This window comes from Streptosporangium sp. G11, from assembly GCF_051192615.1.
Lineage (GTDB): Bacteria > Actinomycetota > Actinomycetes > Streptosporangiales > Streptosporangiaceae > Streptosporangium.
Genome location: NZ_JBPJUQ010000043.1, coordinates 25,098 through 39,342, shown reverse-complemented (window position 1 = coordinate 39,342; position 14,245 = coordinate 25,098). Strand labels below are relative to the sequence as shown.

The window sequence follows — 14,245 nt, the reverse complement described above, 5'->3', positions numbered from 1 at the left end:
GCGGGGCTCAGCCCTTGATCTCGGTCCAGGCCCTGGTCCACTCGGAGTAGTCCTTGCACCTGACGTCCGTGCGCCCGTCCAGGCACTGGGCGATCGGGGTGGTCCAGTACCAGACCTTCGAGTAGTAGTCCTCGTCGGTCGCATGGAAGGTGTCGCAGTGCTTCGGGTCGGCGGTCAGGTCGCAGGACTTCGCGTTCGACGGCGCCTCCCCGAAGTACTCGGCGACCTGGGCGTTGGCCTGGGGCGAGATGATCCAGTCGAGCCACCGGTAGGCGCAGTTGGGGTTCTTGGCCGCGGCGGCGACCATCCAGGTGTCCGACCAGCCGGTGGAGCCCTCCTTGGGCAGGGTCACCTCGACGGGCGCCTTGTCGGCCAGCGCCACGTTGGCGATGACCTGCCAGGTGGTGCCCACCACGGAGTCGCCGCCCTTGAAGGCCTGGACCTCCTTGGTGTAGTCGGACCAGTACTCGCCGATGATCTTCCTCTGCTGCTTGAGCAGGTCGACCGAGGCCTGGAACTGCTTGTCGTCCAGGGAGTACGGGTTCTTGATGCCGAGCTCGGGTTTGGTCGCCATCAGGTACAGCGCCGCGTCCGCGATGTAGATCGGGGAGTCGTACGCGGTGACCCTCCCCGCGTACGGCGAGGCGGGGTCGAAGACCACGCTCCAGGAGTCGGGGGCGGGCTTGACCGTGTCGGTGCGCCACATGAGCAGGTTGGCCCCCCGGCCGTGCGGCACGCCGTAGGCGACCCCGCCGACCGAGTTCCACGCCTTGTCCTTCAGCCCGGCGAACACGTCGGCGTAGTTGGGGATCAGCGCGGTGTTGACCGGGGCGACCGTCCCCCCGGCGATCAGGCGCAGCGAGGCGTCCCCGGAGGCGGAGACCGCGTCGTACTCGCCGGTCTTCATCAGGGTGACCATCTCGTCGGACGTCCCGGCGGTCTTGGAGTTGACCTGGCAGCCGGTGGCCTTCTCGAACGGGGTGACCCAGTCGACCTTGGGATCGTTGCTTCCGTCCTCGACGTATCCGGCCCAGTTGACCAGGTTGACCTGTCCCTCGCCCTGGCCCAGCGCCTTCAGCGCCTCGATCTTGGGCGGGGTGAAGCCGCTCTGGCCGGGCGCGGCCGAGGCTCCCGAGGGCGCCGCGGAGCCGCCGCCGCAGGCGGTGACAGTGGCCAGCGCGAGCGCGGAGAGGACGACCGCGCTGTGCCGGATGGCAATCCGGGGGGTGGACCGCATGGGATGACGACCTTTCTCACGGTCTTTACGGGTCTTGCGCTCTTTACGGGACGATCGCGAACTCGTGCCGCCGGTTCCAGACGAGGCGGACCCTGCTGCCGCGCAGGCCCATCACGTCCATGGACGAGACCTGCAGGTTCTGCTGGAGCGCGATGAGCCGCCCGCCCGCGTCGAGCTCGACCACGAACCGGGTGGCGGGGCCCGCGTAGACGACCTCGGCGACGGTGCCCGTCGCGCTGTGCTCCGCGCCGTCGACCGTCTCGTCGAGATCGGCGACGCGCAGCTTCTCGGGGCGCACGCTGAACGTGCCCTCCCTGCCGAGCACCGCCTGGGCGGCCTCGCCGGAGATCAGGTTGGAGGTGCCGACGAAGCCCGCGACGAAGGCGCTCGCGGGCCTCTCGTAGACGTCGGCGGGGGTGCCGACCTGCTCGACGCGGCCCCGGTCGAACACCGCCACCCGGTCGCTCATGGTCAGCGCCTCCTCCTGGTCGTGGGTGACGAACAGGAAGGTGATGCCGACCTCGCGCTGGATCGACTTGAGCTCGACCTGCATCTCCTCGCGGAGCTTGAGGTCCAGGGCGCCGAGCGGCTCGTCGAGCAGCAGCACCCGGGGGCGGTTGACCAGGGCACGGGCCAGGGCGACCCGCTGGCGCTGGCCGCCCGACAGCTGGTCGGGCCTGCGCCGCTCCATGCCCTCCAGCCGGACCGAGGCCAGCGCGGCCCGCGCCCGCTCGCGCCGCTCGGCCCGGGGGACCCGCTTGACCCGCAGGCCGTACTCCACGTTGTCCGCCACGTTCATGTGCGGGAACAGCGCGTAGTCCTGGAAGACCGTGTTGACGTCGCGCTCGAAGGGGGCGAGCCGGGTGACGTCGACCCCGCCCAGCTCGACGGTGCCCGCCGTGGGCGTCTCGAAGCCCGCGATCATCCGCAGCACGGTCGTCTTGCCCGATCCCGAGGGGCCGAGCATGGCGAAGAACTCGCCGTCGGCGATGTCGAGGTCGACACCGGTGACCGCGTCCACGGCCCCGAAGCTCTTGCGGAGGCCGGTCAGCCTCACCGCTGGGTCTGACATGGCCGAAAACATATGAGGTTAAATGTTTTCCCGCAAGAGCCGATCCGGTATCACCGTCGGGGGGCCGGCGAAATGAGGCTTCCGCAACCCCCCGCTCACGCCGGCGTTCATCGCGGCGCCCGTTTCAGTGCCCGTTTCGGCGCCCGCCCCGGCGCCTGGTCGCTGAGGCCGGGCGGGGTCCGGGCGGGGTCCGGACGGGCCGCGAGTGGGACACTGCATGACCGGGGAGACGACCGCGAAGGTGAGGGGTGTATGACCGTGGCAGACATCTCCGGTATCTCCGGTGGTGCCCGCCTGGCCGCGTTCGCGCCGGTCGACAGCACCGCGCGGGTCGACGCCGTGGTCAGGCGGCTCACCGACGCCATCGTGCTCGGACTGGTGGCCGACGGCGAGCAACTGCCCAGCGAGGCCGAGCTCGCCGCCCAGCTGGGCGTGTCCACGGTCACCCTGCGGGAGGCCCTGATGGCCCTGCGCCAGCAGGGCATGGTCGAGACGCGGCGGGGACGCGGGGGCGGGAGCTTCGTGCGGGTCCCGCGCGAGGCCCCCGAGGCGCTCGACCGGCTGCGCGCCCTCACCGCGGAGGAGCTCCGCGACCTGGGCGACCACTACGCGGCCATCGCCGGGGCCGCCGCCAGGCTGGCCGCGCGGCGGGCACTGCCCGAGGACGTCGCCCCACTGCGCCGTACGCTGCAGGAGATGGCCGGTTCCCGGGACCAGGGCCACCTGCGCAGGCTGCACGGGCGTTTCCACATCGAGGTGGCCGCGGCGTCCCAGTCGGCACGACTCACTCAGGAAGAGATCCGGTTACAGGCTGACATCGGACCATTGCTCTGGCTCGCCCACGGGGGAGACGATGGAATACCGGCTCAGCATCACGCCATCGCCGAGGCCATTCACCGCGGAGACGACGATCACGCCAGGTCCCTGGCCGAGCGGCACGTGCTCGACGCGGTGGAACACCTCATCGAACTGCGTCTGAGAGAGCCGTGATCGCCGGATCCCCGCGGCGGTCGTTCGAGGCGGTCGTCGAGGCGTCGTCCAGGTCCAGCGCGTTCTCCAAGGCGGTGGGGTCAAGTGAGTGAACACGGTGCGCTGCTGGCACCCGGTGGCGTGGCCGCGGCGGCCGTCGCCGTCGGCGACATCGTCGAAGGCGTCTTCGAGAAGCTCCACCACGTGCGCGACGCCGTGGCGGGGCTCGTGGGCCCGGCGCCGGTGAGCGGCGATCTGGCCGCACTGCGGCCGCTGCTCTTTCCCCGGCTGGGCGGGCTGGTCTCCGGCATCGGCTTCATCGCCGCGCCCGGCCTGCTGGCCGACGCGCCCTGGTATCTGGAGTGGTGGCAGGAGGGCGCCACGGGAGAGCCCGTGCAGCTGGTCAGGGACATGGATCCCGCCAGCAGCGCCTTCTACGACTACACCCACTGGGACTGGTTCGCCGGGCCGCGCTCCGGCGACGAGCACACCCTCACCGGCCCCTACGTCGACTTCCTGTGCACCACCGAGTACTCCCTGACCCTGTCGGTGCCCGTGGTGAAGGGCGGGGAGTTCGTCGGCGTGGCGGCGGCCGACGTGTTCGTGCGCCGCTTCGAGATCGCCGTCTCGCCACTGCTCCGCGGGATCGGCGGCCCCGCCTTCCTGGTGAACGCGCACGGCCGCGTGGTGGCCTCCACCACCGCCAGGTGGCTCGCCGGATCGATCTTCAAGGGAGCCCCCGGCCTGCTCGCGAGGCCCTGCCGGGCGCTACCCCTCTCCCTGGTTGCGGCACAATTGCCGCATGTCCCTTGACCCCGCCATCGCGGCCAGGCTGAAGCGCACCGCCGACGGGCTGGTGCCCGCCGTCGTCCAGCAGTACGACACCGGCGAGGTGCTCATGCTCGCCTGGATGGACGACGAGGCGCTGCACCGCACGCTCACCACCGGCAGGGCCACCTACTGGTCGCGCAGCCGCGGAGCCTACTGGGTGAAGGGCGACACCTCCGGCCACGTCCAGCACGTCAAGTCCGCCGCGCTCGACTGCGACGGCGACACCGTCCTGCTCAGGGTCGACCAGGTGGGCGCGGCCTGCCACACCGGCGACCGGACCTGCTTCGACGCCGACGAGCTGGCGGTGACCCGGGCGTGACGGCCAGGCGGGAGCTGTGGATCTGGCTGGTGACGTGCGTGGCGGGCGCCGCGCTCGTGCTCCTCGCCGCCGGGCGCGACTGGTTCACCGTGACGTACGACACCCGCGAGGTGGCGATCTCCGCCGCCGAGCTGGTCCCCGCGCTCGGCCCCGCCGCCTGGGCGGCGCTCGCCGCGGTGGTCGCCGTCCTCGCGACGGGAGGCGTGTGGCGCGGGCTCGTCGGAGCGGTGATGGCGCTCGGCGGGGCCGGGATGATCGCCGGTTCCTGGTGGGGGAGCGGCGCGAGCGCCGCGCTGCGGATCTCCGCCGAGCAGGCGCCGATGTCCGCGGCGACCGCCCCGCAGGTCGCGTCGGCCGTCGCCTGGCCGCTCCTCGCCTCCGCCGGAGGGCTTCTGCTGCTGGCCGGGGGAGTGGCGGTGATCCTGCGCGGCGGGCGCTGGCCGGGCATGTCCGGCCGCTACGACCGGCAGGGGGCCGGTCCCGCCGGCGAGAGCCGTCCCGCTCCCGCCGAGAGCGCCCCCAGCGAGCGGGCACTGTGGGACGCCCTCGACGAGGGCACCGACCCGACGGCCGACCCGGACCCCCGCGACCGCTGACCTTTGGTAGAACGCCGGTCCGGATCCCCCGATCCCCGACCTCTGACCTCTGGCGGACGTCGGCAGGGACTCCCGCGCCCCCGACCGGCTGACCCCTGACGGAGCACCGGCTCGGATCCCGCGACCCCCGGGCCCCTGACGGAACGCCGGGCCGGTTCTCGCGCCTCCGTGGGCCGGTCATTTCGTCATTTCCGACATTTAGCACCTTCCAGCGTCGTTCCATGCCCTCTCGGACCTCGCCGCCCGAGGTGCCGAGGCCTGAGCCCTCGGCCACGACTTGCTCACAACGCGCTTACAAGCGTGAACGGATCTCCTCCTCCCCGTAGCGTTTTCGCTAGGATTTCGCCCGCAACTCGGATAAGTGGGGGTCATTCATGAGCTATGGCAATCAGTCGGGTGGCTATGGCCAGCCCCCAGGGAAGGGGGGCTACGGCTCGTCGGGTGACCACGGTTCGTCCGGCGGTTACGGCTCCGGTGGTTATGGCTCCGGCGGTTACGGCTCTGGAGGGTACGGCCCGCCCGGTGGCGGCTACGACCCCTACGGGGGGTACGGCGCGCCGCCGCCGCGGGGCAACAACGGCATGGCCATCGCCGCGCTGATCATGGGCATCGCGGGGCTGTTCATCTGCGGCCTCACCTCGATCGTGGGCGTCGTGCTCGGCCACATCTCGCTCGGACAGATCAAGCGGACGGGCGAGGAGGGGCGGGGGATGGCCATCGCGGGCCTGGTCCTGTCCTATTTCGGCATCCTGTGCTGGCTGGCGGTGCTGGCCTGGCTGGTCGCGGTCGGTGCCATCGTCGGCAGCGCCTCCCTGGGCACCTGACGCGGGCACCGGTGCCCGGCGCCGGTCCGCGACCGGCCCCGATCTCACCACGGTGGCGCGCCCGGTACATTCCCGTGGCGCCCGGTCCCGCCACGGTCTCGTACCCGCCAGGCCCCGCGACCGGCCGGGTTTCCGGCGGGCTCCCGGCGGGGCCACGTCCGGTGGCGTGAGTGGCGGCGTGGGTAGGGTGGCCGGGAGAGAGCCGGCCACCGGTGAAGGGGCTGACGGGCCGTGGTGACGGGGAAGATCGCGGGTTCGCGCGGGTCGCGCGCGGTGGCCGTGCTGGCGCCGCTCGGCGCCGCGCTGGCGGCGGGCGCGGCGGTCGCGTTCGTGGGGGCCGTGGATCCCAACGAGCCCGGCCACTATCCGACCTGCCCGTTCCTCATGCTCACCGGCCTCTACTGCCCCGGCTGCGGCGGCCTGCGAACGGTGTACGCGCTCGCCCACGGAGATCCCGTGACGGCCCTGGGACTCAACCCGCTCGTCGTGCTCATGATCCCGGTGCTGGTCCTGCTCTGGGGCCGATGGACGCTGCGTGCCTGGTCGGGCGGTGGATCCACCGGAAAACCCGGTGGCGCGCCCGCCGGGAATTTCATGCGCCCGATCTACGCGTGGTTATTGCTCGCTTTGATGGCCGTGTTTTGGATAGTGCGAAATCTTCCTTTTGGGGAATTCCTGGCCCCATAGTCACCGATAGGTCTCACCCCGTGGCGGGGCGACCCCGGCCGGGCCGATAGCATCGGCGAAACAAGGGCAGTCGATCGGGAGGGGCCTTACTCGTGAAGCGGAGCGAGCGAACCAGGGATACGGCAGCGTTCGCGAACCTGGCCCCGGAGCTGCACGAGGAGGAGGACAAGTGAGCGTGCTTGAGGAAATCCTCGAAGGAGTCCGCGCCGATCTGGCCGAGCGGCAGGAGAGGGTGACGCTGGCCGAGCTCAAGGAGCGGGCCGGGCGGGCACCCGCCCCCCGTGACGCGTACGCGGCGCTGAACGGCGACCAGGTGGCGGTCATCGCCGAGGTCAAGCGTTCCAGCCCGTCCAAGGGCGCCCTGGCCGCGATCGCCGACCCCGCCGCGCTGGCCGGCGACTACGAGTCGGGCGGCGCCCACGTCATCAGCGTGCTCACCGAGCGGCGGCGCTTCGGCGGCAGCCTCGACGACCTGGCCGCCGTGCGCGCCGTCGTCGACATCCCGGTGCTGCGCAAGGACTTCATCGTCACCTCGTACCAGCTGTGGGAGGCCCGCGCCTACGGCGCCGACCTGGCGCTGCTGATCGTCGCGGCGCTCGACCAGAACGCGCTGGTCTCGCTCATCGAGCGGGCCGAGTCGATCGGGCTGACCCCGCTGGTGGAGGTGCACACCGAGGAGGAGCTCGACCGGGCGCTCGCCGCCGGAGCCAAGATCATCGGTATCAACGCGCGAAACCTCAAGACCCTCGAGGTCGACCGCGAGGTGTTCGCCAAGCTGGCTCCCAAGATCCCCGAGGGCATCATCAAGATCGCCGAGTCGGGCGTGCGCGGCCCCCACGACCTGCTCGCCTACGCCAGGGCGGGCGCCGACGCCGTCCTGGTCGGCGAGAGTCTGGTCACCGGCAAGGACCCGCGGGCCGCCGTGGTCGACCTGGTGACCGCCGGTGCCCATCCCGCATCCCGACCTGAGGGGCAGTAAGCAGTGACAACGCACGAGGGAACCGTCATCACCACCGCCGACCTCGCGGGCAACGCCGCCCACGGCGACGATCCGGACATCCACGGCAAGTTCGGCGTCTTCGGCGGGCGCTACGTGCCCGAGGCGCTCATCCCGGCGCTGGACGAGGTCGCGGCGGAGTACGACAAGGCGAAGAACGACGAGGCGTTCCTGCGGGAGTTCGACCACCTGCTGCGTACCTACGCCGGGCGGCCGACCACGCTGACCGACATCCCCCGCTTCGCGGAGCAGGCGGGCGGCGCCCGGATCATCCTCAAGCGCGAGGACCTGACCCACACCGGCGCCCACAAGATCAACAATGTGCTCGGCCAGGCCCTGCTGACCAAGCGCCTGGGCAAGACGCGGGTGATCGCCGAGACCGGTGCCGGGCAGCACGGCGTCGCCACCGCGACCGCCGCCGCCCTGATGGGCCTGGAGTGCGTCATCTACATGGGGGCCGTCGACTGCGAGCGCCAGGCGCTCAACGTCGCCCGCATGAAGCTGCTCGGCGCCACCGTCGTCCCGGTCACCAACGGCAGCCAGACCCTCAAGGACGCAATCAACGAGGCGTTCCGCGACTGGGTCGCCAACGTCGACCGCACCCACTACCTCTTCGGCACCATCGCCGGCCCGCACCCGTTCCCGGAGATCGTCCGCGACTTCGCCCGCATCATCGGCGTCGAGGCCCGCCGCCAGATGCTGGAGCTCACCGGCAAGCTGCCCGACGCGGTCGCCGCCGCCGTCGGCGGGGGATCGAACGCCATCGGCATCTTCCACGCCTTTCTCGACGACCGGGACGTCCAGCTGCACGGCTACGAGGCGGGCGGCCGGGGCCTGGAGAGCGGCGAGCACGCCCTCACCCTCACCGCGGGCTCCATCGGCGTGCTGCACGGCTCGCGCACCTACGTGCTGCAGGACGAGGAGGGCCAGACGATCGAGTCGCACTCGATCTCGGCCGGGCTCGACTATCCCGGTGTTGGGCCCGAGCACGCCTGGCTCAAGGACAGCGGCCGCGCCACCTACCACGGCATCACCGACGCCGAGGCGATGGACGCCTTCTCGCTGCTCGCCCGCACCGAGGGCATCATCCCCGCGATCGAGTCCTCGCACGCGCTCGCCGGAGCCCTCAAGCTCGGTCGCGAGATGGGTCCCGGGGCGACGATCCTGGTCAACCTCTCGGGCCGGGGCGACAAGGACATGGGCACCGCGATGAAGTACTTCAACCTCTGAAACCCCTCTGACGGCCGACTTGCCTCCTCTCCGGCGGGCCGGAGAGGACGAACCGCAACGGAAGTAACGATGACGACTCTTCAGACGGTGTTCGCCAAGGCTAAGGCGGACGACCGCGCCGCCCTCATCGGATACCTGCCCGCTGGGTTCCCCAGCAAGGACGGTGCGATCGCCGTCGCCACCGCCATGGTGGAGGCGGGCTGCGACGTGATCGAGATCGGCCTGCCCTACTCGGACCCCCTCATGGACGGTCCGACGATCCAGGACGCCGTCCACCGGGCGCTGACCAACGGCACCCGCATCGCCGACGTGCTCCGCACGGTCGAGGGTGTGGCCGCCACCGGTGCCGCCACCCTGGTCATGACGTACTGGAACCCGATCGACCGCTACGGTGCCGAGCGCTTCGCCCAGGACCTGGCGAACGCGGGCGGGGTGGGCACCATCACGCCCGACCTGACCCCCGAGGAGGCCGGCCCCTGGCGCGAGGCCAGCGCCCAGGCCGAGATCGACACGGTCTTCCTGGTCGCGCCCAGCTCCACCGAGGCCCGCATCAAGGCCGTCGTCGACAGCTGCACCGGCTTCGTCTACGCGGCGTCGCTGATGGGCGTCACCGGCGCCCGCGACTCGGTCGGCGCGGCCGCGCAGGGCCTGGTCGAGCGCACCCGCCTCCAGACCTCCCTGCCGGTCTGTGTCGGCCTGGGCGTCGGCACCGGACGGCAGGCCGCCGAGGTCGCGGGATACGCCGACGGCGTCATCGTGGGTTCGGCGTTCATCCGCCGTGTCCTGGACGCTCCCGACGAGAAATCGGGTCTCGCGTCCGTCCGCGAGCTGGGCGCCGAACTGGCGGCGGGCGTCCGAGGCTGAGGATTCGCCCAGGGCGCGGTCCCCTCTCACCGGGGGGCCGCGCCCTGGCCTATGCCTGTCAGACAGGCTTATTCGACGCTTATCCAGCTCGTGATGAGGTTTCCTTCGGATACCTTGCGTTCGCCGGAGGCGTCCGTGCCTGGGGGCCTGGGATAGGAGAATGGTGCTCGTGACCTCTGATAACCCCGCGCCCAATAGGTCGCGTATCGTGATTTCGACGCTACCCTGGGTAACGACCGTCTCGCGGCTGGTGCTCGCGGGCGTGCTGATCGTCGCGGGTTGGGGCAAGATCGGCACCCCGGTGCTCTCGGTTCAGGCGGTCGAGGCATACGAACTGCTCCCTGAATCGCTCGCCACGGTGGTCGGCTACGGCCTGCCGATCCTGGAGATCGTCGTGGGGGTGTTGCTGGTCGTCGGGCTGCTCACCCGGGCGGCGGGTGTCATCTCGGCATTGCTCATGCTGGCGTTTGTCATCGGGATCGCCTCGGCGTGGGCGCGCGGGCTGCGCATCGACTGCGGCTGCTTCGGCGGCGGCGGTCAGCTGGCGGCCGGGGTGGAGCCCGACTACCTCATCGACATCCTGCGTGACCTCGGTCTCTTCGGACTCGGCGTGCTCGTCGCCTGGTTCCCTCCGGGCCGCTTCGCGCTGGACTCCGCCCTGGGGCTCACCCCGGGACGGGAGCCGTACGACGACCTAGAGGGCGACGACGATGAGGAGCACCACGAAAAGGAGACTGACTGATGGGCAAGGCCGCGCGAGAGCAGTCGGCGCGTGATCGGATCAAGGCACAGCGCGAAGAGCAGTTGCTGAGGGAAAGGCGCAAGCGTATGGCGACCATCGGAACGGCCGCCGTCGTCGCGATCGCCGCCGTCGGGGCGGGCTGGTGGTTCGCCGCCGAGAGCAGCAGGTCCGAGCAGGTCGGCGGCGCGCTCGCGCCGATCACCGTCGCCTCGGACGGCTCGGTCGTCATGGCCAAGGCGGGCGTGGACAAGCCGGTCCTGGAGGTTTTCGAGGACTTCCAGTGCCCCGCCTGCAGGGCGCTCGAGGAGACCAGCGGTGCCACGATCAAGAACCTGGCCGCCGAGGGCAAGGCCAAGGTGATCTACCACCCGATCACGATCTTCCAGGAGCAGACCAACGAGGGCATCACCCGAGGCAACTCCCTGCGCGCGGGGGCGGCCTCCCGGTGCATCGCCGGAGGCGCCCCCTGGGGCAAGTTCCACGACAAGCTGTTCGACGAGCAGCCCTCCGAGACCGTGGAGGGCTTCAAGATTCCCGATCTGATCGACTGGGGCAAGGAGGCCGGGGTGACCGATCCCGGTTTCGACAAGTGCGTGACCAGCCAGGAGAAGGCGCCCGCGCACATCGCCTACAGCGACAACGTCATGAAGACCCAGAAGCTCACGGGCACCCCGACGCTGAAGCTCAACGGCACCGAGGTGGACACCGAGGTGGCTTTCAAACCCGCCGAGCTACGTCAGGCCGTTCTTGATGCCGCCAAGTAGCGCGCGACACGGTAACGTCACCTGACATGCCCCTCGCCTCGATTCCCAGCCCCTCCCAGGGGGTCTGGCATCTCTTCGGCGTGGTCCCCATCCGGGCCTACGCACTGTGCATCGTGCTCGGCGTCGTCGTCGCGGTCGCCATCGGCGAGCGCCGCTGGCGCGCCCGCGGCGGTGTCCCTGGAACGATCGTGGATCTCGCCGTCTGGGCCGTGCCGTTCGGCCTGGTCGGCGGACGGCTCTACCACGTCATCACCGACTGGCAGCTCTACTTCGGGCCCGACGCGCCCAACGAGCCGATCGAGGCGCTGTTCATCTGGAACGGTGGCCTGGGCATCTGGGGTGCCGTCGCGCTCGGTGGCGTGGGCGTCTGGCTGGGCTGCCGCGGCCGGGGCATCTCCCTGACCGCGGTGGCCGACACCGTGGCCCCCGGCATCGCGGTGGCCCAGGCCATCGGCCGCTGGGGCAACTACTTCAACCAGGAGCTGTTCGGCAGTCCGACCGACCTGCCGTGGGGCCTGGAGATCGACCCCGACCGGCCGGGCACGGTGCCGGGCGAGGACACCTACCACCCCGCGTTCCTGTACGAGTCGATCTGGGACCTGGGCCTGGCGCTGGTCCTCATCTGGCTCGGCCGCAAGTTCGTGCTCCGCCACGGCCGCCTGTTCGCGCTCTACGTCGCCGGCTACACCGTGGGCCGCTTCTGGATCGAGGACCTGCGGGTCGACACCGCCCACCACATCTTCGGCCTGCGGCTCAACCAGTGGACCTCGATCATCCTGTTCATCGGGGCGATGGCCTACTTCTGGTACGTCAGGAACAAGACCGACGAGGAGCGGGTCACCCCGGTGACCGATCCCGCCGACCTCGAGGACGGGGCCACCGCTCCGGAGGGGGACGAGGGCGAGGATTCGCCGAAGGGCGGGGCCGCCACCCTGGCCGCGTCGGACGCGGAAGACCCCGTCGATCCGGCTCATCCGCGGGACCAGGCCGACCTGTCGGAGAACGGCGACGACGGCGAGACGAGGTCCGCCCTGGCGACGCCGGCGGCCGAAGGCTCGGCCGAGGCCGGAGACCCGGTCGACCCGGCTCATCCGTCGAACCAGGCCGAAGCGGTGGAGAGCGACCGCGACGCGAACGATCGGGCCGAGAACGAGCCGGGCAGGACGATTCCGGCCGCGGCCTCGGACAAGGTCGCCTCGGACAAGCTCGCCCCTGAGGACACCGCTTCGGAGAGCACGGTCGGCACGGCCTCCGGCAGGACCGTCGCGGACACGGCCGTCCCCGATGGTGCCGCCGGCCCGGACGAGACCCCCTCGGGCGCGGAGAGAGACGATCTCCAGGAGGGGGCCGTGACGAAGGCCGTTCCCGAAGGCGAGAAAGAACGACGTTGACGTTCTTTCCACGGTCGAGGCCCCGGGGCCCCGGACGCGCCGCCGGATCGTTCGGCACGCGGGCGTGTCTCCCTCCCGGGGCCGAGATCGGTGGCCCGCGGTCCTTCCCCGGCGCTGAGCCCCGGGGCCTGCCGCCCGAAGGATCAGGGTGAGCCCGGACGCCTCCGGGGGGCGTGCCGAGATGCACCACCGGCACCGCGACGTCAACGGCGGCTGGCTGCGACCTTCGGTGTTCGGCGCGATGGACGGCCTCGTCTCCAACTTCGCCCTGATCGCCGGTGTCGCCGGCGGCTCCGCCGGCACCAGGGTCATCCTGCTGGCGGGCATCGCGGGGCTGGCCGCGGGCGCGTTCTCCATGGCCGGTGGCGAGTACGTCTCGGTGGCCAGCCAGCGTGAGCTCGCCCTGGCCGAGATCGACGTCGAGCGGGGCGAGCTCGAACGCCACCCCGAGGCCGAGCTGGAGGAGCTCGCCAAGCTCTACGAGGAGCGGGGCGTCGATCCCGCCGTGGCGGCCGAGGTGGCCAGGCAGATCTCGATGGACCCCGACAGGGCCCTTGAGGTGCACACCGAGGCCGAGCTCGGCGTCACCCCCCATGACCTGCCCTCGCCCAGGACCGCCGCGATCTCCTCGTTCCTGTCGTTCGGTGTGGGCGCGCTCCTGCCCCTCCTGCCGTACCTGCTCGGCGTCACCAGCCTGGTGGCCTCGGCGGTGATCTCCTGCCTGGCGCTGTTCGGCGCGGGCGCGCTGGTCTCCCGGGTCACCGCGCGCAGCTGGTGGTACAGCGGGCTGCGCCAGCTCGTCGTCGGCGCGGTCGCCGCCGGCCTGACCTTCGCCCTGGGCACCTTCCTGGGAGGAACCGGACTGTGACCACCCCAACCTCAACCCCGCCCCCCGCCTCCGGACGCAAGCGTCGCCGTACCTCCGGCAAGGCGAAGACCTGGAGCGTCCCCCAGCTGGAGGAGTGGGGGCTGACCACGACCCAGCAGCGGCTGGTGCTGGTGTTCGGATCGCTGGCGGGCGTGCTGGTCGCCGCGGTCGCGCTCACCCTCGCGATCTCCGCGATCGGCAACGACTTCGAGCCCGAGCGGGTCACCACCTCGGTCATCGGCACCGAGCCCCGGCCCGACGTCTACAAGGGATGGCCCTCCTCCAAGGTGTTCGCGCCGATCGCGGAGAGCAAGGCCGACCCCAAGCCGCTGACGGCCAAGGATCTCTTCGCCAAGACCCTCAAGGAGGGCAGGACCACGCTGAGGCTGGCGGGCAACCCCCGGCTGGAGACCGACTGCGCGGCGGCGATCTGGGGCCAGGGTCTCGCCGACCTGCTCACCCAGGGAGGGTGCACCCAGGTGGCCAGGGGCCTGTACGCCAGCGCCGACGGCCGCTACGTCGCCCAGTACACCCTGTTCAACCTCCGCGACACCGCCTCCGCCGACACGCTGGTGAACACGCTGACCACCCTGCACCGGGGCGGCTGGGTCCGGCCGCTCGAGGCGTCCAGGGCCGCCTTCCCCGCCGGTGGCCACACCGAGGCCAGCGGCCACGCCATGGGGCACTACGCGGGCCTGGTCTGGATCGGCAGGGCCGACGGCGTGGAGCCGGGTCCGAGGGACGACTTCGTCTCGCTGTCCCTGACGGTCCGCGCCACGGAAAAGGCGATCTTCCGCCGTATCGTCGCCGCCTCCCCGGCGCCCGCCCCGGCCCAGTAGCCCGCGGTGCCCCGC

General features: G+C 71.3%; 16 protein-coding genes. 14 read left to right on the top strand and 2 right to left on the bottom strand.

Translation table 11 applies throughout. The annotated features are described in order from the left end of the window. Positions 1–7: 7 nt before the first annotated feature. Together ACSDR0_RS31530 and ACSDR0_RS31525 are read right to left on the bottom strand one after the other, a co-directional pair. Positions 8–1,237, bottom strand: a complete 1,230-nt coding sequence (locus ACSDR0_RS31530; RefSeq protein ID WP_435292549.1) for an ABC transporter substrate-binding protein — start codon at positions 1,235–1,237, stop codon at positions 8–10. A gap of 43 nt (positions 1,238–1,280) precedes the next feature. Then, positions 1,281–2,309 carry an ABC transporter ATP-binding protein gene (locus tag ACSDR0_RS31525; RefSeq protein ID WP_435292548.1) on the bottom strand — a complete coding sequence of 343 codons (1,029 nt, stop codon included), beginning with the start codon at positions 2,307–2,309 and terminating at the stop codon, positions 1,281–1,283. A gap of 252 nt (positions 2,310–2,561) precedes the next feature. Here ACSDR0_RS31525 and ACSDR0_RS31520 point away from each other — a divergent pair, with 252 nt between their 5' ends. From ACSDR0_RS31520 to ACSDR0_RS31455, 14 genes are all read left to right on the top strand, one after another. Further along, positions 2,562–3,299, top strand: coding sequence for a FadR/GntR family transcriptional regulator (locus ACSDR0_RS31520; RefSeq protein WP_435292547.1), 738 nt, complete (start codon positions 2,562–2,564; stop codon positions 3,297–3,299). 84 nt (positions 3,300–3,383) lie between these two features. After that, a complete protein-coding gene (locus ACSDR0_RS31515; protein WP_435292546.1) occupies positions 3,384–4,091 on the top strand; it encodes a cache domain-containing protein in 708 nt (235 codons plus the stop codon). Beyond that, positions 4,081–4,428 carry a phosphoribosyl-AMP cyclohydrolase gene (gene hisI / locus ACSDR0_RS31510; RefSeq protein ID WP_435292545.1) on the top strand — a complete coding sequence of 116 codons (348 nt, stop codon included), beginning with the start codon at positions 4,081–4,083 and terminating at the stop codon, positions 4,426–4,428. The genes ACSDR0_RS31515 and hisI overlap by 11 nt, the downstream gene beginning before the upstream one ends. Continuing rightward, a complete protein-coding gene (locus ACSDR0_RS31505; protein ID WP_435292544.1) occupies positions 4,425–5,024 on the top strand; it encodes a TIGR02234 family membrane protein in 600 nt (199 codons plus the stop codon). The genes hisI and ACSDR0_RS31505 overlap by 4 nt, the downstream gene beginning before the upstream one ends. A 374-nt stretch (positions 5,025–5,398) precedes the next feature. Next, positions 5,399–5,848, top strand: a complete 450-nt coding sequence (locus ACSDR0_RS31500) for a DUF4190 domain-containing protein (protein ID WP_435292543.1) — start codon at positions 5,399–5,401, stop codon at positions 5,846–5,848. 231 nt (positions 5,849–6,079) lie between these two features. Further along, on the top strand, positions 6,080–6,535 hold the full coding sequence (locus ACSDR0_RS31495) for a DUF2752 domain-containing protein (RefSeq protein ID WP_435292542.1): 456 nt from the start codon (positions 6,080–6,082) through the stop codon (positions 6,533–6,535). 169 nt (positions 6,536–6,704) lie between these two features. Beyond that, positions 6,705–7,514 carry an indole-3-glycerol phosphate synthase TrpC gene (gene trpC / locus ACSDR0_RS31490; RefSeq protein WP_435292541.1) on the top strand — a complete coding sequence of 270 codons (810 nt, stop codon included), beginning with the start codon at positions 6,705–6,707 and terminating at the stop codon, positions 7,512–7,514. 27 nt (positions 7,515–7,541) lie between these two features. Then, complete coding sequence (gene trpB / locus ACSDR0_RS31485) at positions 7,542–8,762, top strand: tryptophan synthase subunit beta (protein WP_435292595.1); 1,221 nt, start codon at positions 7,542–7,544, stop codon at positions 8,760–8,762. Positions 8,763–8,831: 69 nt separating this feature from the next. Continuing rightward, the gene (gene trpA / locus ACSDR0_RS31480; RefSeq protein ID WP_435292540.1) at positions 8,832–9,626 is read left to right on the top strand and encodes a tryptophan synthase subunit alpha; all 795 of its coding nucleotides are present in this window, start codon (positions 8,832–8,834) and stop codon (positions 9,624–9,626) included. Between the two features lie 208 nt (positions 9,627–9,834). Beyond that, on the top strand, positions 9,835–10,368 hold the full coding sequence (locus tag ACSDR0_RS31475) for a MauE/DoxX family redox-associated membrane protein (protein ID WP_435292539.1): 534 nt from the start codon (positions 9,835–9,837) through the stop codon (positions 10,366–10,368). Further along, positions 10,368–11,132, top strand: coding sequence for a DsbA family protein (locus ACSDR0_RS31470; RefSeq protein WP_435292538.1), 765 nt, complete (start codon positions 10,368–10,370; stop codon positions 11,130–11,132). The genes ACSDR0_RS31475 and ACSDR0_RS31470 overlap by 1 nt, the downstream gene beginning before the upstream one ends. A gap of 26 nt (positions 11,133–11,158) precedes the next feature. Further along, entirely contained in the window at positions 11,159–12,523 is a 1,365-nt protein-coding gene (gene lgt / locus ACSDR0_RS31465; protein ID WP_435292537.1) for a prolipoprotein diacylglyceryl transferase, read from the top strand. Positions 12,524–12,671: 148 nt separating this feature from the next. Continuing rightward, positions 12,672–13,391 carry a VIT1/CCC1 transporter family protein gene (locus tag ACSDR0_RS31460; protein WP_435292536.1) on the top strand — a complete coding sequence of 240 codons (720 nt, stop codon included), beginning with the start codon at positions 12,672–12,674 and terminating at the stop codon, positions 13,389–13,391. Beyond that, a complete protein-coding gene (locus tag ACSDR0_RS31455) occupies positions 13,388–14,230 on the top strand; it encodes a hypothetical protein (RefSeq protein ID WP_435292535.1) in 843 nt (280 codons plus the stop codon). Before ACSDR0_RS31460 ends, ACSDR0_RS31455 begins: the two co-directional genes overlap by 4 nt. The last annotated feature ends 15 nt before the right edge of the window (positions 14,231–14,245 follow it).